Consider the following 20,273-nt stretch of genomic DNA (forward strand, 5'->3'; position numbering starts at 1 on the left):
ATGCGTCTTTTTTATACTATTACATTTAAGTGCATAAGTTTTTCAGGATTAACCATCATATAAATGTTTGAAATTTTCTCATCCTCAAATATGAATGAAAGTACATACGTCACTTTATTATTTATTGTAACTATAACGCCTGGTGCACCATTTACTATTTTGAAATCAACACTATACTTTTCTGGCAATCGTTTTGCAATTCCAAAGAACAAACGTATTATTTTATCTGCAGAATAAATCGGATTAATTGCAGTTGTAACTTTACCACCACCATCTGTTTTTAATACTTCTAACATGCCTTGCGTATCCCCACACTGTAATGATGATACAAACTTTTCCACATAGGCAGCCATTTTCTTCGTACTTAATGTTGATTGCTTCGGCTTATCTAAAATACTTTTTCGTGCGCGTTGAAAGATCTTCCGGCAATTCACACTACTCTTATCAACAATTGAAGCTATTTCCTCGTAGTCATAACTGAAAACCTCTCTTAATATGAAAACAACCCTTTCTACCTCAGACAATTGTTGTAAAAGTAATAAATATGCCGTAGAAATTGATTCTTTCATTACAAATGACTCTGCTGGCTCATCAGACTCTTCCACAAATGGCTCTGGTAACCACATCCCTACATATACATTACGTTTGTGCGCTGCCGAACGTAATGTATCAATTGAACGATTTGTCGCCATTTTACACAAATATGCTTTCATATTTTCTATAGATTGAACATCCTCTATATTATTTACCGCGATAAATACGTCATGAACGATATCTTCAGCGTCCATAACACTCCCAAGGATTCTATATGCTAATGAAAATAATAATGGTTGATACGCTTCATATAATTGCTCCGTTTCCATGATGAACTGCCTCACTTTCTAATTGCTTTAAAATGTGTAACGCTGCACGTTTCCCGCTTGCTACCGCAGCATCAGCTAATATTTCATCATGCCCAGCCCAATCTCCTGCAACGTAAACACCTGGCATTTCAGGTATATTAGGGCCCGGTTTTTCAACACGGTCAATATGAGGAAAATCATGTACTACCGTTATTTTCGGTAAATATTGCTTTGCAACAACTTCTCTTTTCCAATTAGGATGTAGCAACTCCATCGTATTTTCTAACTGTTCTTGATCATCATGAAAATGATTTATCTCTAGCATAGGATTATGGTACTTAATTAAACTCACTACAATTGCTCCATCTTCACTTAATTTTGCTGCTCTTGATTGATTCGTGAAAAATATAGGTTGATCTAACCCTAATGCAAATTGATGTGTAGGATTGGTTAAGCGTCTTAAACCAATATCTAATGCAGCGACGGTAACCCGTACCGATTGTTCACTCCATCTATACAAACTTGTTCCTTCTGCACCTTTTATTATTTTACAAGCTTCTTTAGGTGGCATCGTCACGACAACYGCATCAACTTCAAATACTTCATCATCCAAACATCGAATTTTTTGTACACCTTCACAATGTTCTACTTCCAATACATGCTTACTAGCCTGAAATTGCACCCCAACATTATTCGCTATATCTCTTAATTTTGTTATTATCGTCTCCCAACCACCATCTACATAAAATACTCCTTCTTTCATAGACAGCTGTATTTGCTTTAGTACAGATGATGCTAATTGTATTGTAGGAGCAAACGTATATGTTGTTGTTCGGCATAGTGCATAAAATATATTTCGAACCATCGGATCTTTTATTTCATTTTCTGCCCATGTAGATAAACTCATTTTTTGAACTTCTCCTACATCTAATTTCCCTAAATGAATCATAAGACGAGAGAATTGTACTTTTGCAGCCCATGAAAGTAACGGTGTTGATAAAATGGAGCGAAAATCTGTTGGAATGGTAAATACATCCCCTTTCCATATTCCATGTGCTTTTGTAGATGGCATTCCACCTGGAAGATTCAAACCTAACTCATTAAAAGTTAAAAATGCTGCTCCTCCTCTGTATAAAGCATGTGCACCAAGATTCATGCAAATGCCATTTTTATTTATAGTCATCCCCCGACCACCAAAGCGACTGGATTTTTCTAATACAATAACTTTCCTTCCAGATTTCGCTAAATATATAGATGCTGTTAACCCAGCAAGCCCACCGCCAACAATTGCTACATCAAATGTATTCATAATAAAATCCCTCCTTATCGTTCTACATACAAGACGAACGATTTAGGAGGGATGTGACATAAAAATAAATTTTTATTTATCTACTTTATTTCTTTTTTGTATTCGGTCATATTGCATACGAAATAACTCAACTGCGAATGGAATATCCTCTTCACTCTTTATATAATAACTTATCCATCCTGATTCGGGTAATACATGGTGTGGTTGAACTGATCCTTGATTAATTAATTCATCTCGCTTTAGTTTCGGAAATGGTAAATCAGCTAACTTATCCCCGTGAAGATGCCCTAATTCTTTCTTGCCATAGTTTAATTCTACTCCACCAAATCGGTGTGGCTTTTCAGAAACACCTCCCCAGCTAAGCACTTCTTTTCTAATTACTTCACTAATAAAAGGCCAATTCCTTTCTATAAGGCATTAGTCTTTTCATATAACGTAACCATTAAAATATACGAAATAAATTTTAATATTTTTACTCCTAACCTAACATCAATAATTCCGACTTTCATTAGTTCGCTCTAATTTTTATCCGTATTTACATTATGAGAAATAAAAAGCACAACCTATATTATTTATAAAACAGGTGAATTTATTATGATACAGACAAATGCACATAACTAACACTAGGCACATATCCTAAAGTTGTATCCATACTTACCTATAGAAAGGCGGGTAATACAATTGACTTCTAATATCGACTACGCTTCCCCCTCAACTAATTTCACTCATGATTTAAGTAAAAGTAATTTTTTTAAGAAAGATGCCCAAAATTATATAAATGTACTTGGCATTAAACAATTAAATACTTTAGAAAATACTTCTTTATTAGATATTTATTTAAGTACAGGCAACGTTGTAGAACCACATATTCATCAAAATGCAGCTGAACTTGTTTACTGTATTTCAGGATCTGCAGTTGTTTCTTTACTTAACCCATTTACGAATCAAATATTAAACTTACCGATAAAACCAGGGCAAGTTGCCAACATTCCACAAGCGTGGTGGCATTATGAAATTGCTTCAGCAGATAATACTCATTTATTAGCTATATTCAATGCCCCAACCCCAGAAGTTATTTTTGGTTCTGATATTTTAAGATTAACTCCCGCTAATATGATGGCTCATACTTATTGCCTCAATGAACAACAATGGAAACAAGCAGTATCCCCAATTCAATCAACTACGGTAATTGGTCCCCCGGCGAACTGTAATCAAAACCGTGACATGATAAATCAGTCAACTCAGCCCCCTACTCAACAACAAAATCTATATTACCAAGATTCTTATTACTTCCCTCTATACTGGGGGTATTAATTAGTATCATTTTAATAGAACCATCATTTATCTCCTCGGAAAATACCAAGGAGATTTTTTATCGTAACAATTAATAGAGTTCATACATATAATATTTATATATTTAATTGGAGGTGATAGTACTATGAGTAATTATAACTATCGAAAAAACTACTCTAATAATAAAAATAGTAGCTCTTCAGCATCCTCTCAATCTTCGAACTCTCAATCTTCCGATTCCCAGTCACAAAGAGATTTAGCCGAGCAAGGCTATGTAAAGAAAAAAGGATGTAACTGTAATAAAAATAAATAGTTTATTACTAATTTGAGCAATGACATTTCACCGCTTATGATTAACAATTTAACCCACTAGTATATAGTTTATTTAATGGATGAATTCTGTTTTTAATAGAATTCATCTTTTTTGTTTATATGTAATTTTTCAAACCATATAACTTATTCCATAAACAATAAAGTGTAAATCATAAATTTTGATTTTTCTTATATACCAACTTAATAAAGAGTAATTTCCCAATTGGTTTATTACCTATCTTTCAAAAAAATATAGCCCCACCTAATAAAATTAGGTGGGGCTATATACAAATGCCTGTTTAAATTTCAAACAAACATTGTAACAAGTTAGACGATATTAATACCTGCACTTACAAATCCAGCAACTGCAGCTATTGGACTAGCTGCTGTTAATGAAACATATAATAGTATTTGATCCCCAGCAACTACTGGAATACTTTCAGCTACGATCCCTGATGCTGTGTCCAAAATTGCTATTGTAGTAAATGTTGGTGTTAATAATAGAGGCGCTCCCTGAACTGTAAACGTATTACTTCCTGCAGGTGCAATTAATATTTGCATCTGAATTTGTACCGGTGTTAATACCGCTAATGCAGCTGTTGCACTAAAGAAACCTGCTAATGACGTAATAGTTCCTGCACGTGGCGCTACAAATGCATAATCACCTACCCCTAACGCTAGTGTGATATCAGTTCCACCTGTTAATGCTACGCCAGGCTGACTAAAACCAAATCCAAGGAGAGTTCCTGTATTAGCTACTAATGCGTTAACTAACGCAGCTGGCGTTGTACCTGAAGCATACGGAATAATAGCTCCGCCTCCTGTTGCTCCGGTTGAACCTGTTACTCCTGTTGCTCCTGTTGCTCCCGTTGCTCCTGTTGCTCCTGTTGCTCCTGTTGCTCCTGTTGCTCCTGTTGCTCCTGTTGCTCCTGTTGCTCCTGTTGCTCCTGTTGCTCCTGTTGCTCCTGTTGCTCCTGTTGCTCCCGTTGCTCCTGTTGCTCCTGTTGCTCCTGTTGCTCCTGTTGCTCCTGTTGCTCCTGTTCCTGCCGGGCCTGTCGCTCCTGTTGCTCCTGTTGCTCCTGTTGCTCCTGTTGCTCCTGCTCCTCCTGCTCCTGTCGCTCCTGTTGCTCCTGTTGGGCCTGTTGGGCCTGTTGCTCCGCCTCCTGGAGTAGCACCAATTAGTTGTGTTAATAAGTTTAATAGAAGTTGTAAACTCGCAGGATCAATAATTAAAGAGAAGAAGAATGGTGCAAGGGCACTGTAGAATTGTTGTAATAAAGAAAGTAATTCGCTTAAGTTTGGATTAGGGGATTGTAGTACATTGATAATACTTTGAATTAGTTGTTTTAAATAATTACCCTCTGGAGATGGTGCTAATCCATTTAGTAAATTTAATAGTTGAGTAAACAAATTGAGTAAATTTAATCTGTTTGCATCACTTGGATTTGCAAAAAACGCTGCAATAGCTGAAATTAAAGAATTTAGTAAAGTGATTAATTGTCCTAATTGAGTGCTAGTAATTGGAACTGTTTGTGGATTATTACAACATTCTGGAGTGAAAACTATCGGATTGCAGTTATTATGACCAAAACAATTGTTATGTGACATTTATTTCCTCCTGACTTGTCTTATAGTTGAGTGTTTTCCTATTATAAGAACCATAAAAGTGTACAAAGAGTTATGTTATATATTCACTTAAAATAGGAAACATGAATTATAATTAAACTTTAAAACGACATTTAATTATGTTCATGACTCACATATTAATTATATGTTTTTAATAATTGACTGCTTAGATTAAACACCTAAACTTAAGAGTTTATTTTATTTTTCCACGTTTATCTATTAGGTCCAAAAGCACATTTTCATTTAAAAATTAAAACATAAATAAATCATTAGCATATATTCCACAAGTAACAACATCATTCTTTCAAATAATTAAAAATGATACCTTTACTAATATTGTGTTCCTTCTATAATCATGAAGCCGTTTCTATTATAAAAAACTTTCATACAATATAGTGGACAAGTTTTTCTATACTTCGTTCAAAAAAATAATTAAAGGAGTGAAATTTAATTGCCAATCATTCAACCATTTATCGCTTCTAGGAGATTTACATCTACACTAGGAGCTGGAACAGGAACAGGTGCTGCTTTTGCAATTGCTGCAACAGCTTGTTTAAACGATGCCGGTACTACTGCAACTGCCTTTCCGACTTTTACGTATTACAACCTCTATGTAAACGGCATAATTCAACCTAGCGTGAACTCCAGTGTCACCACAGGTCCTACTGGTGCTATTACAATTCCTGGCGGAGATGCATTAGACGGTGGAATCCCAATAACAATTGAATTTATCGTCACTTAATTTTAACTAATGTAATTTAGAACAAAAAAAGACAGATTTCTTTTTCCATTAAGAATCTGTCTTTTTTAATTAATAATAATAAATTGTAATATAATTGATGACCCTTGCGAAGGTGGTTGATTATCCAATAAAGTTAGTTTACCAGTACTAACTTCATAAAATGGTTGTGGTTGCAAAATTCCATTAATAAACAAATTTATATATGAAACCTCACTAGGTGATAATATATTCGTTGTCCCATATTGAGCTATCCCATCTGCATCTGTATATATAAGTTTCTCTCCATCTGAAAAAGTATAATATAATAAATTGGTTGTTGTTATGGGACCAATAACCCCAGGTTCTCCTGTTGGTCCTGTTAGTCCCGTTGTACCTGTTGGTCCCGTTGTACCGGTCGGGCCTGTTACACCTGTGAATCCCGTTGTGCCGGTCGGGCCCGTTACACCTGTGGATCCCGTTGTGCCAGTCAGGCCCGTTAGACCTGTGGATCCCGTTGTGCCAGTCAGGCCCGTTACACCTGTGGATCCCGTTGTGCCAGTCGGGCCTGTTACACCTGTGGATCCCGTTGTACCAGTCGGGCCTGTTACACCTGTTGGTCCCGTTAGACCGGTCGGGCCTGTTACACCTGTTGGTCCCGTTGTACCAGTCGGGCCTGTTACACCTGTTGGTCCCGTTAGACCGGTCGGGCCTGTTACACCTGTTGGTCCCGTTGTACCAGTCGGGCCTGTTACACCTGTGGATCCCGTTAGACCGGTCGGGCCTGTTACACCTGTTGGTCCCGTTGTACCTGTTGGTCCCGTTGTACCAGTCGGGCCTGTTACACCTGTGGATCCCGTTAGACCGGTCGGGCCTGTTACACCTGTTGGTCCCGTTGTACCTGTTGGTCCCGTTGGAATATAAATTGGGGGAAGAACTGGAAATGTAGGTCCAATATTTCCAGGTTCTATCATAGCTTTATTTATTGATAATTTATCATCTCGCTTCAATTTAATACCTCATTCCACATTTTTGTCTACTAATTTATATAATAATAACTCTATCATTTTAGAAAAATTCCATAACTAATCTTTTTTTCATTCTCAAATGATTTTTACATATATTAAACATTTACCTTTGCTATAACTACTACTTTTAAACTCTTCCACTCCACTTCCTAGATTTATTTTTACTCCCGCAATATCAACTTCAAATTATAATAATAATTTAATTACCAATTTATTTGCTGGTAATACAATTTCGCTTCAATTATTCGGCATATTATCCATCTTTAATTTAGTTGAAGGTGGTTCAACAGGTACCTTTCTAACAATTATACGAATCGATTAAAAAATGATTCATTCTTTTTTTAATAAACATTTTTAGATACTAAACTAGTAACTATGACGACAGTGATTATGCAACAAAAACACATTGCACTATATTCATAGTAGTAACTATCTTTACTAAATTTTCCGTATATATATTATCAATTTACACTGCGCCCATGCTGATGTTACATTAAATAAGAAGACAGTTTCTCCTTTACGAACCATCTCAATACGTATTTGAGAAATATTCTCCAATCCTATACGCGAGAGCAATACTGTGTTGACACTCAAATGAGTGTCTTTTTTTGTAAATTGTAATAAATAAAACCATCTTTTATAGATGGTTTTATCAAAACGTATCTCTTTATATTTTAAATAAAATAGCAAGTTTATGAAGCTGGATAATAAATGGTCATACTTAACCGAGTTAGCGTTCGTCCGGAATTATGATAAGAGTGCGGTCTATCCGCCTTAAAGCGAATTGAATCTCCGCTATTTAATGTATATTGACAATCATTTATTTCAATTGTCAATTCTCCCTCAAACACCGTTATAAATTCTTCGGTCCCTTCTTTATGGCCTTCCGAACTTAATTTTCCTTCCTTTTCAATTTCAACCGTATAGATTTCAAAGTTCCTATCATCTTGAAAAGGAAAAGAAGGATACACTTTATATCTCCCATTGTCTTCTGATAATACTTGAACATCGTTTCGTAAAACCACTTTCGTATCAGGCTGTGGATTATTAATTAAAGACGTAAAAGACACTTTTAAACCATTCGCAATTTTCCATATCGTTGTTAGTGTCGGGCTTGAATCTCCTCTTTCAATTTGTCCAATCATCGTTTTACTCACACCCGTTAATTGGGAAACCTTTTCTAAACTTAATTTTTCTTTCTCACGTATTGCCTTTATATTTTTCGCCAAAATAAGTTGAATTTCTTCCATAAAAAACACTCCTATACTATATACAACATAACGACCGTTATGTATAATAAAAAGCACACGTTATATTGTTCTTTTCGGTCATTATAACACACAAAAAATACTTAGGGGGTTTTGAAATGCCTTTATTTTCTTTTTTATTATTTGTTTTTATTAGTAGCTTCACACCCGGTCCTAACAATTTTTTAGCTATGACATACGCAAATCAACTTGGTTTGAAAAGGAGCATGCAATTTTGCTTTGGAGTAGCTTTCGGTTTTTTCCTCCTCACTTCTTTATGTAGTTTCTTTAATATCGTACTAATTAATATTTTACCCAAAATCGAATTACCTTTAAAAATTTTAGGAGTAGCATACATGCTATATCTAGCTATTAAAATACTCACTAGTAAAGGCAGTACAGATCCCGATGAAAAAGATAATAAAAACTTATTTACAGTGGGGATTTTTCTTCAGTTTGTTAACCCTAAAGGGATATTATTCGGACTGACTGTAGTTTCTACTTTTATTCTCCCTTACTACAATTCATATTCCAGTTTTCTACTTTTTTCATTATTTCTAGGTGTAGTCGGTTTAATGAGTACATTTAGTTGGAGCCTGTTTGGTTCAATATTCCAAAAACTTTTATTACAACATACTCAATTATTTAACATCATTATGGCTGTTTTATTGGTTTTCAGCGCTATATCAATCGTTATAAACTAGCTCTATACTCATTCCGGTTACTTATAAACTACCTTTCTATATATTTTTAAAACTTAGATTGTTTTTAATAGTAATCTATTTCATAGTTCTAATTCATTCATGGGTTGAGGTGATACTCTATATACCATTTGTGACATATCGAAACGAACTAATTCCGATATGTCACAAATGCTTAAAGTTTTTACCTAGTCAGCTCAAATCTCCCACCTATTTATTGGACTCTGCTCTATTCACTCCTTAAGGCGGGAGTTTTCTGCAAAAAAATAATAACGTATAGCTTTAATCGAAGCGGATTTTTGTTCATTTCCCACTAAATATAAGCTGAAACCAAACTGACTTGCCCCCCAACATAACAAAGCAACAAACACCGAATCAATCTTACTTCAAATTTACTCAACTTCATACCACCACCCTTATGATCAAGCCAACCTCTTTTCACCTAGTCTGCAAAAGTACGCTGTTAAAACATTCAGTGAAAGACTATTCGGATAGCAATGTTTGCAAATATAAAAAATGAGGTTTCTCTTTTCTAGAGAAACCTCACCACATCAATATTTTTGTTAAATTTTAAACTGACTCGTATACAAATCAAAGTAGAATCCTTTCTCTTCCATAAGAGATTCGTGATTTCCTCTTTCAAAAATACTACCATCTTTAATTACAAGTATTTGATCTGCTTTTTCAATCGTTTTCAGCCGATGAGCGATTACAAAACTTGTTCGCCCTCTCATTAAATTATTTAATCCAGATTGAATTTGTAATTCTGTTCTCGTATCAATATTAGATGTTGCTTCGTCGAGAATTAATATATCTGCATCTGCTAAAATCGCTCGTGCAATCGCAAGGAGTTGTTTTTGTCCTTGACTTAAATTCGAACCTTCTGAAGCAATTTTCGTTTCATATTGATTTGGTAGATGTTTTATAATAGAATGTGCTGATGCTGCTTTTGCTGCTGCAACTACTTCTTCATCACTTGCATCTAAACGTCCATATCGAATATTTTCCATAATCGTTCCTGCAAATAAATACGTATCTTGTAAAACAACCCCTATTTTACTCCGCAAAGAATTAATATCATAATCCTTTATATCTTTTTCATCAATGCTAATTTGCCCTTTTTGAATGTCATAAAAGCGAGTTAACAAATTAATAATTGTTGTTTTTCCTGATCCAGTTGGACCGACTAAAGCGATTGTCTCCCCAGGATTCGCCTTGAGACTCACATCTTTTAAAATCATGTTGTCCTGTGCGTATCCAAATGAAACTTTCTCAAGCCTAACATGTCCTTGTAAATTTTGTACAAGTACTGCATCTTTTTTATTTTGAATTTCTGGTACTTCATCCATAATTTCAAAGACACGTTCTCCTCCAGCAACTGCCGCTTGAATCGTATTCATTAAAGTTGCAAATTGACTAAGTGGCCTTGAAAATTGTCGAGAATAATTAATAAAAGCTGCAATGACACCTACTGTTGTCATTCCGTTTAATACCATTACCGATCCAGTTCCAATTACAAGCCCCATTCCTAAGTTATTAATAAAGTTCATACTTGGAAAAATAAATGCTGAAAACGTTTCAGCCTTCGTTGCTGAAATTCTTAGCTGTTCGTTAATTTTATTGAAGTTATGTACGGTTTCTTTTTCTTTTCCGTATAACGTAGTTACGTCTGCACCTGTAATGGCTTCCTCAATAAATCCATTTAATTCTCCTAAATCCTTTTGACGCTTCGCAAAGTTTTTCCCACTATAAGCAACTAGTTTTTTCGTAACGAAAAACATAATAGGTACTGTAATTAAAGTTACAATCGCTAAAATCCAATCTAATGAAAACATCGCAATTGTTACACCTATAAACGTTAACGCTGATGAAATGATTTGCACAACACTTTGTGTCAAAGCTTGATTTAAGTTATCAATATCATTTGTCACACGGCTCATTAAATCACCTTGAGAACGTACATCAAAGAATCGTAGAGAAAGTGTTTGGATTTTTCCAAAAATATCTTGTCGTATTTTTTGTATCGTCTTTAATGCAACATTAATCATTACAAATGTTTGTAACCATGTTAACAATACGGTTATCCCATATATTGCAATGAGTAGCATGCACATTCTCGCTGTCCCGCTTAAATCCTTCGGTACAATGTATTCATCAATGATGACCCCCATATAATATGGCCCAAGTAAACCTAGTAATGTCGTGATAAATACAAGAATAATAACGAACATAAGAGATGCTTTTTGATACCCCATGTAGTTCCATACTCGCATTATAGTTCCTTTAGTATTCTTTGTTTTTCCAGTTTTCGGATTGTTACGTCCACCTTTATTTCCAAATTGTCCTTGAAAATTACGCATGCTCTTCCCCTCCTTCTTGCTGCAGGCTACCACCTTGGGAAAGATAAATTTCCTGATACACTTCACAAGTTGCCAATAAATCCTCATGCGTACCATTTCCAACTAATTCACCGTTATTCAAAACGAGGATTTTATCAGCATCTATAATAGAAGATATTTTTGATGCAATTAAAAATGTCGTTGTGCCACTATATCTTGTCCTTAACGCTTCCTGTATTACAGCTTCTGACTTCGCATCAACTGCCGATGTAGAATCGTCTAATACAAGAATAGATGGCTTTCTCACTAGGGCTCTTGCAATAGATATACGTTGTTTTTGACCACCAGATAGATTGGTTGCACCTTGTGTTAAGTTATATTCATAAGAGTCTTCCAGCTTATTGATAAACTCAGTCGCACAAGCAGATGAAGATGCTAATTCCAATTCATCATAAGTTGCATCTTCTTTGCCATAACGTAAATTCTCTTCTATACTACCTGAAAAAAGAAGTGCCTTTTGTGGAACGAAGCCAATGGAAGCACGAAGTTTTTGCAAATCGTATGCTTTCACATTAACATCATCTATACATATTTCACCTTGATCAACATCGTAAAGTCGTGGCAATAGTTTCGCCAATGTAGATTTACCACTTCCGGTCGATCCAATAATCCCTATTTTTTCACCTTTACGTACAGTAAATGAAATATCTTTTAAAACATATTCATTATTTTTCGTATAACTATAGCTAACATTTTTAAACTCTACATTACCACCCACTTGTTTTGGTTCATATACGTCGCCTTCAGTTGTAATATCAACTTCAGTATGTAAGACTTGTTGTACACGATCAGCTGATGGAAAAGCACGGGCAATTTGAATAAATACCATACTAATAGACATAAGTGACATTAAAATGATATTTAAATAGTTAATAAAAGCTAAAATGGCCCCTACTTGGAGTGTACCGTTAAAAACTTTCTCGCCACCAATCCATAAAGTTGCTACAATTCCGCTATTTACAACTAGCATAATAATTGGCATCATCAATGAAATAATTTGTATTGCACGAATATTTATTTCAGTTAAACTTGTATTAACTTTCTCAAACTGTGCGATTTCATATTTTTGTCTTACATATGCTTTTATAACACGTACACCGGATAAATTTTCTTGTAGCTTTGTGTTTACTTTATCTAATGCTTCTTGTACTCGCTTAAATGAACCGCTCGATTGACCTGCAATCAATACAATTGCAACTAATAATACGGGTACCACAACAAGTAAAATTGGAAATAGGTCTCTCGCTGTTACAAAGACTATAATGATACTTCCAATAAATAATAACGGTCCACGGACAAGTACACGTAACGTCATCGTCATTGCCGATTGAATAGATGTAATATCATTTGTCACGATTGTTAATAATTTACCTGTTCCAAATGAATCACGATTTTTGCTAGAAAATGTTTCTATTTTCGCAAACACATCTTTTCGTATGTCTGTAGCGAAATTAACAGCAGCTTTTGTAGAATACATCATACAACCAAGTCCTCCAACTAAACCGATTGCTGCTGCTCCTATCATAAGAAGCCCCATTTTTATTACATAATTCAAATCCCGGTTTGCAATTCCAACATCAATAATATGTTGCATTATTGTCGGTTGAATTAAGTCCATCGCAACCTCAAGTACCATAAATAGCGGTCCAATAATAGCGAAGAACATGTATGGTTTTAAATACTGTAACAACTTGCGAAATGATTTCATACACAATCTCCTTTTTTCATGAAATTACCATCGAATAATTTATATTCCTCCTTATTTGAGCGATATAGTCTGTAATTTCTCCATTAGTCCTATTATATTAGGTAAATTAATATTTAACATTATTAAATGATAAGCATTTATGACTTCCCGGTCAATAAATGTGCTTTATCTTACGTAAATAAAAAACCACATTCTTAATAGAAAGAATGCGGTTTTTATTTATATTTGTTCAATTGTAAAATTCAATCGCGAATCATTATTTTAGATGAATTTCGGTTTGGCATAGCCAAAAACTTTTGCTAAACTAGCTTTATGGAGTTCTTTGATAACTTGATATAGAAGGTTGCAGGAAGAAAATAGCGTGCGAAAACCAAGCCATTCGGTTCCTGCGTAAAATATCAACCGTATAAAGAGAGCATCCAAGCGTTGGACATCTAGGGGTGGATCGCCCCGAAGTAACACTCATGGAGACGAAAGGTTACTTTCGTCGTGGAACTGAGAAGCTCCCACTTCTAGCTTTGCTAAGTGGTGAATAGTTCACTAGGATTATTACCTTTATCCTCCATCAAAAGCATCTATATAAACATTTAAAACTCCGTTAAAACTGGGAATTTATGTCCTTTAAAATCTAATTCTTTATTACTTCGAACCATCAAAGATTTACTAGACTGTAATTCTGTATATTGTACATCATCAATCCCTAATTGATCTGGGCAAAAATAAAATTCAATCTCTGTAAATGATTCAGAGATTTCCTCACATAGTTCATCTAAAATCGGAAGTACTGGAGCAAATACTCCATATAACTTTAGCTTTTCATTTTCTACTTCATAAACAATGATCGCATCTAGTTTCTTAGAATAATACAGTTTCTCATTCCATTTTAGGTCATACATTTTCAAATAAAATGAAGATTGATAATTTATTGTCGAAAACATATTAGAAAGTCTTTGACTATTTTCAATGATTTCATTTATTAAAATTCTATCCTCTTCATTATAAAAATCTAGCTTTCTAAGTATAGAATCTTTATTATTCTTTAAATCATACGGTATAGTCATCAGATATTCCTGCACCACTTGAAATCCAAATGATTTATATAGTTCAGGGGTCTCAGTAAACAAGAAAGCACATTCACATTGCTTATCTATTTCTTCTATCATCTTATTAAGCAATTGTGTCATTAGCCCTTGTCTACGAAAATCCGGATGTGTCATTACCGATTGAATACCCGCTGCATTTTATTTTTTCACCGTTAATTAGTAACGGGAGTGAAAATACCGCAACATTTGCAATCGCATTACCATCTTGTAAATATGAAAATGCTTTAAATGTATTATCCCAATATCCTTTCTCTGAAAAATCATGTAATGTTTGACTCGTAATCCCAAACACTTTTTCAAATAAAGGAAATAACTGCTCTCTGTTCGGTTCTTCAAATAGAATATTTGCAACCTTTTCAACATTACCCATGTTGTACCTCCATACGTCGATTCCATTAAATTATATAAGCTTATAAGACCTACCCAAAAAATAGTCCTTATAATTCAATATAATATCATAAAACATAAAAAAATCATCTAATTAATTTTATGTTTTGACTCTTTAAAACTAAGTCGAATAAACCAACATTGAGATTGTTGAATATTAATAAGTTTATTATATAAAAATAATGCTTTTTAACTAGCTTTTACTAATAGAAATGCACCATTTATAAAAATATTATTCACTTATTATTTTGTTCCTTCAAGTCGCTCCTTCGTACTAATTTCTTCGCCCCTAATACGCTTTTCAAACGTCTTTCTCCAACTAGTAGACAGTGCATTTACTTCTAAAATCCTTTTTAATCCTTCAGAGTTTTGTTTTTCTTTATGCATTATGCGATTCGCAAACGAAACTGACACACCTTTTGGATCAGGCTTCAACAATTTTAAAGTATCTACCGGTAATATCCATCCTTCTTTTAATACTCGAAAATAAAAACCTGTGTATCCTGTATCTTGAAAATATAATGGTAGCTTTGGAATATTATATTTCTTTGCTAATTTAAAACAAGGTTGTCTTGGCTGCGTTACTTGTACAATCGCTTCTCCGAGTTGAAACGTGTCACCAATACAAACATCTTCTTCACGCATTCCGCTTACTGTTATATTTTCACCGAAAGCCCCATATACAAGTTCCTGATTCAATTCTTTTTCCCAGTACGGATAGTGATCACCAGTATAAACACAAACCGCTTTATCTACCCCTCCATGATGAACTAAATCCGCCTGTCCATCTCCATTAAGCTTTAAAAATGATAAAAAAACAGGTTCCTTTACTTGCTTTTTATTTATCCCTGTTTGAATTAACTTCCCACCATACATAACCTCTTTTGGCAGTCCTATATTTAGAGATAGGACTTCATATGCTTTAGTCATTTTAATCCCTCCTCTTACTCACGACACAACTTTTCAAACTGATAGATAACTTGAGAATCCACTTCTGATAAAATGATTATAAATCCTACAAAACCATTGTTCAATTCAATTATTTATATAATAATGATAGGTATATCCTATGGTTAAACTTGAGGTGATTTCAATCGAATTACGACAATTAGAATACTTTTTAGCTGTTTCGAAAGAATTACATTTCACAAGAGCAGCCGAGAAATTAAATATTTCACAACCTTCACTAAGCCAACAAATACGTGCATTAGAACATGAAGTAGGAATGCCACTTTTTGATCGAATTGGTAAAAAAATATCTTTAACTGAAGCAGGAAAAGTTTTATTATCGCACAGTAAAACAATCTTTCACGAAGTCGAACAAGCCCGCTCTGCCATTCAAGATTTAAACGGATTACAACATGGATCCTTAACAATCGGCTCATTGTTAACCGTCGTAAATTATCTACTACCACCAGCCATTTTAAATTTCAATAATTTATATCCGAATATTGAACTTTCTGTATTAGGTCTTCGTACAGGGGAAATTCGTGAAAAATTATTACAAAATGAATTAGATATTGGCATTACATTTCTTCCAGTGCAAGATAAAGAGATTGTTTCTATCCCACTATATAAAAGTGAACTTACATTAGTCGTGCCGACCGGTCATCGATTAACTGAACATGATCATGTATCTATTGCTGAATTACAGAACTACCCTTTAATTCTTTTACCTAAAAATTTCTTTTTAACCGAACTAATTACATCTCATTGTCAAAAATTCAACTTTACACCAAAACCAATTTTAGAAATTAGTACGATGGAATCTTTAATTCAAATGGTCTCAAAAGATATGGGAATTACAGTATTACCAAAACCTTATATAGATTTTTTGCAAAGCGAACACATTCAATCTATTAAAATTGAAAACCCCACTCCAACAATAGATATAGGACTTATTTATAGAAAAGATAAATACATGTGCGCTGCTACCCGAGAATTCATTGAACAACTAAAGTTAACAGTACAATCTCTACAAAATTAAACATAAAAAGAGATTATCCTATGTAGCCGTTACACAACGCCCTATTAGAATAATCTCTTTTCATTATGAAATAAAACCGATACGTATAAACTCATATAATTTTAGTGTACCTTTTTTGAGATTGGAATATATTTTGTAAAATATGCCCCTACTAGCAACAATACAATTGAGACTAGCCAAGTAAAAATACCGCCAAAACGAAACCAATATGCAAACAAATTTAAGATTGCAATTAAAAAGCAACAAATAGAAGTTAATGCACTTTTTAATCCTTTTATCCCTGCTTTTTTTCTTTTTTGATAAGTTATATACATCGAAACGACTAAAAATAAGATAAGAACAAATGGTAACATGGCTTGTAGCAATATCAACCCCTCCTGTCTATTTTCACTCCCTTCATTTTACCATCTTATTCCTTTTTAATCTTTAGGAGTCATTTCATTTTTCTCTTCTCTCCAAAAGTCAGCATAAGTTTTATTTTTAAAGTTCACATTCACTTCGGAAAACGGAAGGCTTTCTCCGACTTTCAATGAGTACCACTCGTTTAAAAGTGGCGATCCGAAGCAAATATTCAATGTACGATCCTGTAAATCAATTAATACAGAATGCAAAGTCCCAAACCACTCTTCATAATTATGCACCGTCACCCCAATAGGATATTCTTCTTCTACCAATCCTTTTAAAGATTCCATGCTCACCTGTTCATTTCGATTTAAATGCTCATGTAAAATGTGATATCTTTTTGTAGATTGTTCTAATTTCCTATTATTTAATTTCTGAATAGGTGAACTGACTGCATGGTTTGTTGATACGGTAAAAGCTTGACTTTCCTCATTAATTGTTGTTATTGATTTATGCCCGTCAAATATTTCAATATGTGCTGCGTTTAAAGGATCCGCTACAATTATATTAATATTACTTGCTATAGGCATTTCTTTTATTAAAGATGTAGCTTCATGCGTATTTCTACATTTCTCCAATATTACTCGAATTACCGCAAAACATTGCAAACCATTTACCATCGGTTTTCTTAAACCTTCAATATTCCCTACAGGTTGACCACATGCTGAAAATGTAATAGATAACCCATGCTCATTAACTCCTTCTGTTCGGCCAAAATATTGAGTAGAAAAACCACTATGTGCATATGCACCTTCAACATGCGTCGAACAAAAACGCATATCATCTATTTTGGGTGATAAATCAAAATTTCTTAATACATATGTATGCTTTAAATCAGTTTTTTTRGGTAATACTGCACAATGACTACAACCTGCTTTTAATAGTGTCTGATAATAATACATCATATTCCTTGAAGGAATTTTCAATACTTCGCAAAAGCCTTCAATTTCTTCATTAATTCCTGGACAATATTGTTTTAGTACATTTCTAGATTCTGTCCAATGATTATCCCATATTAAATTTTCTTGCTGTATAAATTGTGGAATAAGATACGGATGTTTCTTTACGAATTCTCCTTGTTGCTTACCAATTTCATAATGATTTCCTTTTAGTGACGAAAAATACCCCTTTATTTGATACACATTAAATTCCCCCTCACATTGAATATATCCATATTATCCTAAAATTTTCTTGTTCATTCTTGATGTTTTTCGCTCTTTTCCACATACATTAACGATCCTTTTTTCTTTTCAATCAGGTCAGTTAATAACTATTTGATACCTACTCAAAACATTGTTAAAATCACTGTAAGAATAAGTGTTCGAGAAGTTATTAGGATGAGCACAGTATTTCGAAACCAGTTAAAATAATATCAAATGGAATAAACTCTACATTGAACCTGTTTATTGGCGTTCAACTAATTATGAAAACGCGAAAACTTGTATTTCAAAGGGATGCAAATGGCCATATTGTTCAGTTGAAGAAAGATTTTTTTAATCATCCATTTATTATGATAAAGGGAGTAATTGTATATGAATAAAAGCAAACCAGTTGATGAATTGACTATTGAAGACTTGAAACAAAACCCGATATGGGAATGGGCAATAGATGAAGAGGAAAATGAAGAGTGCGATGAAAAGTGGGTAAAACCAGTGGAAACTATAAATTTCACAGAAGAATTAAACGGTTCAATAGTACTGGCGAATTAATAATACATAATGATGAGAAATTCCCTATGATGTGTAGTATTGATATTGAAAATAACGAGGTATTAATTAGTTCCATTGTTTTTTATAACGAAAAAGAAAATGAGTATTTTGCTATAGAAGATGTAGTGAAAAAGGTTGAGATGCCAATCTCAATTAATATTTATCTCACAATTAATGGAGAGCCTAGATTTTTAAAATTCTCAGCAAATAAAATTGATATTTATAAAAACACTATAAAAACTAACTTAAATTAAATTCAAATTGAAGTTAGGAGAATACTCATTAAGTAAAAAATGGGAAACCATTATAATTAACGGTTTCCCATATATCCTCCTATTTTCAATGTTTATATAAATTTATACTAAATAATCCCCTTTTCCACCAATGTCTCTGCGATTTGAACTGAGTTCCAAGCCGCACCTTTTAATAAATTATCAGAAACAATCCAAAGATGGAATCCTTTTGGCGTATCCGGATCTTTGCGTATTCTACCTACAAATGTATCTCTTTTACCCTCTGCATATAATGGCGTTGGATAAATTTGTTCACTAGGATTATCTTGTAAAATAACACCTGGTGCATTCAGTAGTACTTCTTTAATTTCTGCAACGGTCGCTTCTTTTTCAAGTTCAATATAAACCGATTCAGAATGCCCCGATACAACTGGAACTCTGACGCAAGTAGCTGCCATTTTCAGATTTGGATCTTCTAAAATTTTCTTCGTCTCTTGAATCATCTTTACTTCTTCGAATGTGAAATCGTTGTCTGTAAATATATCCACTTGCGGCAAAACATTAAATGCAATTGGATAATGTTTTTTATCTTTTTTCGCTGGTAATATAGTACTCTTCACTTCTTCACCTGTAAGCATTGACTTAGCCTGTTCTTTTAATTCATGAATCGCATGAATTCCTGATCCTGATACGGCTTGATACGTTGAAACAATAATTCGTTCTATACCAAATGATTTCCGAATAGGTTGAAGAGCTGTTACCATCTGTAGTGCTGAGCAATTCGGAACTGCAATGATCCCTTTATGTTTCCTTAAAGTATGTGCATTTACTTCTGGAACGACGAGTGGTACATCGTGTGCCATTCGGTATTCACTTGTGTTGTCAATTACAATTGCACCACTAGAAACTGCATGATTTACATATTGTCTAGAAATTTCTCCTCCAGCACTAAAAAATGCAATGTCTACACCTTCAAAACTAGTTGATTTTGCCTCTTGTATTTTAATCTCCCTGCCTTTAAATTTTACTGCCTTACCAGCAGATCGTTTTGACGAGAGTAATGTAATTTCTTCTATATTAAATTTCGTTTCTCTATCTAACAATGCAATAATTTTTTGCCCTACTGCACCTGTAGCCCCAACTACAGCTACATGATAGCTCTTTTCACTCATTTTTTCTCCTCCAATTTCACTTGAATAAATTTCTCCACAACTTAATTTTAAAAGAAATTTAATGATTTGAAAAATTGAAATACATGATATAATCATT

General features: G+C 33.9%; 16 protein-coding genes and 3 pseudogenes. 6 read left to right on the forward strand and 13 right to left on the reverse strand.

What is annotated here, in order from left to right; genetic code table 11:
- Positions 1–11: 11 nt before the first annotated feature.
- From AC1DKZ_RS22775 to AC1DKZ_RS22785, 3 genes are all read right to left on the reverse strand, one after another.
- Positions 12–863, reverse strand: coding sequence for a sigma-70 family RNA polymerase sigma factor (locus tag AC1DKZ_RS22775; protein WP_476997100.1), 852 nt, complete (start codon positions 861–863; stop codon positions 12–14).
- The gene (locus AC1DKZ_RS22780; protein ID WP_476997101.1) at positions 841–2,151 is read right to left on the reverse strand and encodes a phytoene desaturase family protein; all 1,311 of its coding nucleotides are present in this window, start codon (positions 2,149–2,151) and stop codon (positions 841–843) included. Before AC1DKZ_RS22780 ends, AC1DKZ_RS22775 begins: the two co-directional genes overlap by 23 nt.
- A gap of 72 nt (positions 2,152–2,223) precedes the next feature.
- Complete coding sequence (locus tag AC1DKZ_RS22785) at positions 2,224–2,541, reverse strand: luciferase domain-containing protein (RefSeq protein ID WP_219303719.1); 318 nt, start codon at positions 2,539–2,541, stop codon at positions 2,224–2,226.
- A gap of 291 nt (positions 2,542–2,832) precedes the next feature.
- On the opposite strand from AC1DKZ_RS22785, the gene AC1DKZ_RS22790 reads away from it, so the two are divergent.
- Positions 2,833–3,465, forward strand: a complete 633-nt coding sequence (locus AC1DKZ_RS22790; RefSeq protein ID WP_219302258.1) for a cupin domain-containing protein — start codon at positions 2,833–2,835, stop codon at positions 3,463–3,465.
- Positions 3,466–4,083: 618 nt separating this feature from the next.
- Here AC1DKZ_RS22790 and AC1DKZ_RS22795 read toward each other — a convergent pair.
- A complete protein-coding gene (locus tag AC1DKZ_RS22795; protein WP_476997102.1) occupies positions 4,084–5,364 on the reverse strand; it encodes an exosporium glycoprotein BclB-related protein in 1,281 nt (426 codons plus the stop codon).
- Positions 5,365–5,833: 469 nt separating this feature from the next.
- Here AC1DKZ_RS22795 and AC1DKZ_RS22800 point away from each other — a divergent pair, with 469 nt between their 5' ends.
- Positions 5,834–6,124 carry a DUF4183 domain-containing protein gene (locus AC1DKZ_RS22800; protein ID WP_002136293.1) on the forward strand — a complete coding sequence of 97 codons (291 nt, stop codon included), beginning with the start codon at positions 5,834–5,836 and terminating at the stop codon, positions 6,122–6,124.
- Between the two features lie 65 nt (positions 6,125–6,189).
- Here AC1DKZ_RS22800 and AC1DKZ_RS22805 read toward each other — a convergent pair whose 3' ends face one another.
- On the reverse strand, positions 6,190–7,110 hold the full coding sequence (locus AC1DKZ_RS22805; protein WP_476997103.1) for a DUF4183 domain-containing protein: 921 nt from the start codon (positions 7,108–7,110) through the stop codon (positions 6,190–6,192).
- 139 nt (positions 7,111–7,249) lie between these two features.
- Here AC1DKZ_RS22805 and AC1DKZ_RS22810 point away from each other — a divergent pair.
- Positions 7,250–7,450 (forward strand): annotated as a pseudogene (locus AC1DKZ_RS22810) (BclA C-terminal domain-containing protein); the annotation flags it as partial.
- A gap of 370 nt (positions 7,451–7,820) precedes the next feature.
- Here AC1DKZ_RS22810 and AC1DKZ_RS22815 read toward each other — a convergent pair.
- Positions 7,821–8,435 (reverse strand): helix-turn-helix domain-containing protein, encoded by a 615-nt coding sequence (locus AC1DKZ_RS22815; protein ID WP_242311477.1) that lies wholly within the window; start codon positions 8,433–8,435, stop codon positions 7,821–7,823.
- A 59-nt stretch (positions 8,436–8,494) separates the two neighbouring features.
- Between AC1DKZ_RS22815 and AC1DKZ_RS22820 the strand changes: the two genes are divergently transcribed.
- Positions 8,495–9,079 (forward strand): LysE family translocator, encoded by a 585-nt coding sequence (locus AC1DKZ_RS22820; protein ID WP_113936520.1) that lies wholly within the window; start codon positions 8,495–8,497, stop codon positions 9,077–9,079.
- A gap of 560 nt (positions 9,080–9,639) precedes the next feature.
- Here the strand turns inward: AC1DKZ_RS22820 and AC1DKZ_RS22825 are convergent.
- From AC1DKZ_RS22825 to AC1DKZ_RS22840, 4 genes and pseudogenes are all read right to left on the reverse strand, one after another.
- Positions 9,640–11,436: an ABC transporter ATP-binding protein gene (locus AC1DKZ_RS22825; RefSeq protein ID WP_476997104.1), complete on the reverse strand. Its 1,797-nt coding sequence runs from the start codon at positions 11,434–11,436 to the stop codon at positions 9,640–9,642.
- Positions 11,429–13,183, reverse strand: coding sequence for an ABC transporter ATP-binding protein (locus AC1DKZ_RS22830; RefSeq protein ID WP_113936522.1), 1,755 nt, complete (start codon positions 13,181–13,183; stop codon positions 11,429–11,431). Before AC1DKZ_RS22830 ends, AC1DKZ_RS22825 begins: the two co-directional genes overlap by 8 nt.
- Before the next feature lie 587 nt (positions 13,184–13,770).
- Positions 13,771–14,656 (reverse strand): annotated as a pseudogene (locus AC1DKZ_RS22835) (GNAT family N-acetyltransferase).
- Between the two features lie 260 nt (positions 14,657–14,916).
- Positions 14,917–15,603 (reverse strand): MOSC domain-containing protein, encoded by a 687-nt coding sequence (locus tag AC1DKZ_RS22840; RefSeq protein WP_404511922.1) that lies wholly within the window; start codon positions 15,601–15,603, stop codon positions 14,917–14,919.
- 154 nt (positions 15,604–15,757) lie between these two features.
- Here AC1DKZ_RS22840 and AC1DKZ_RS22845 point away from each other — a divergent pair, with 154 nt between their 5' ends.
- On the forward strand, positions 15,758–16,660 hold the full coding sequence (locus tag AC1DKZ_RS22845; RefSeq protein WP_219303718.1) for a LysR family transcriptional regulator: 903 nt from the start codon (positions 15,758–15,760) through the stop codon (positions 16,658–16,660).
- Positions 16,661–16,761: 101 nt separating this feature from the next.
- Here AC1DKZ_RS22845 and AC1DKZ_RS22850 read toward each other — a convergent pair whose 3' ends face one another.
- Entirely contained in the window at positions 16,762–17,025 is a 264-nt protein-coding gene (locus AC1DKZ_RS22850) for a hypothetical protein (RefSeq protein WP_113936527.1), read from the reverse strand.
- A gap of 54 nt (positions 17,026–17,079) precedes the next feature.
- Complete coding sequence (locus AC1DKZ_RS22855; protein ID WP_088032974.1) at positions 17,080–18,204, reverse strand: C45 family autoproteolytic acyltransferase/hydolase; 1,125 nt, start codon at positions 18,202–18,204, stop codon at positions 17,080–17,082.
- Positions 18,205–18,594: 390 nt separating this feature from the next.
- Between AC1DKZ_RS22855 and AC1DKZ_RS22860 the strand changes: the two are divergent.
- A pseudogene (locus AC1DKZ_RS22860) lies at positions 18,595–19,025 on the forward strand (hypothetical protein).
- 107 nt (positions 19,026–19,132) lie between these two features.
- Here the strand turns inward: AC1DKZ_RS22860 and AC1DKZ_RS22865 are convergent.
- Positions 19,133–20,176 (reverse strand): aspartate-semialdehyde dehydrogenase, encoded by a 1,044-nt coding sequence (locus AC1DKZ_RS22865; RefSeq protein WP_002085641.1) that lies wholly within the window; start codon positions 20,174–20,176, stop codon positions 19,133–19,135.
- Between the last annotated feature and the right edge of the window lie 97 nt (positions 20,177–20,273).

The sequence above is a fragment of the Bacillus sp. 05T21 genome (assembly GCF_056396785.1).

What these genes read in the sequence shown, in the direction of transcription:
- AC1DKZ_RS22775 (WP_476997100.1), bottom strand. Translation starts at nt 863, where the DNA reads ATGGAAACGGAGCAATTATATGAAGCGTATCAACCATTATTATTTTCA.
- AC1DKZ_RS22795 (WP_476997102.1), bottom strand. Translation starts at nt 5,364, where the DNA reads ATGTCACATAACAATTGTTTTGGTCATAATAACTGCAATCCGATAGTT.
- AC1DKZ_RS22820 (WP_113936520.1), top strand. Translation starts at nt 8,495, where the DNA reads ATGCCTTTATTTTCTTTTTTATTATTTGTTTTTATTAGTAGCTTCACA.
- AC1DKZ_RS22825 (WP_476997104.1), bottom strand. Translation starts at nt 11,436, where the DNA reads ATGCGTAATTTTCAAGGACAATTTGGAAATAAAGGTGGACGTAACAAT.
- AC1DKZ_RS22830 (WP_113936522.1), bottom strand. Translation starts at nt 13,183, where the DNA reads ATGAAATCATTTCGCAAGTTGTTACAGTATTTAAAACCATACATGTTC.
- AC1DKZ_RS22840 (WP_404511922.1), bottom strand. Translation starts at nt 15,603, where the DNA reads ATGACTAAAGCATATGAAGTCCTATCTCTAAATATAGGACTGCCAAAA.
- AC1DKZ_RS22865 (WP_002085641.1), bottom strand. Translation starts at nt 20,176, where the DNA reads ATGAGTGAAAAGAGCTATCATGTAGCTGTAGTTGGGGCTACAGGTGCA.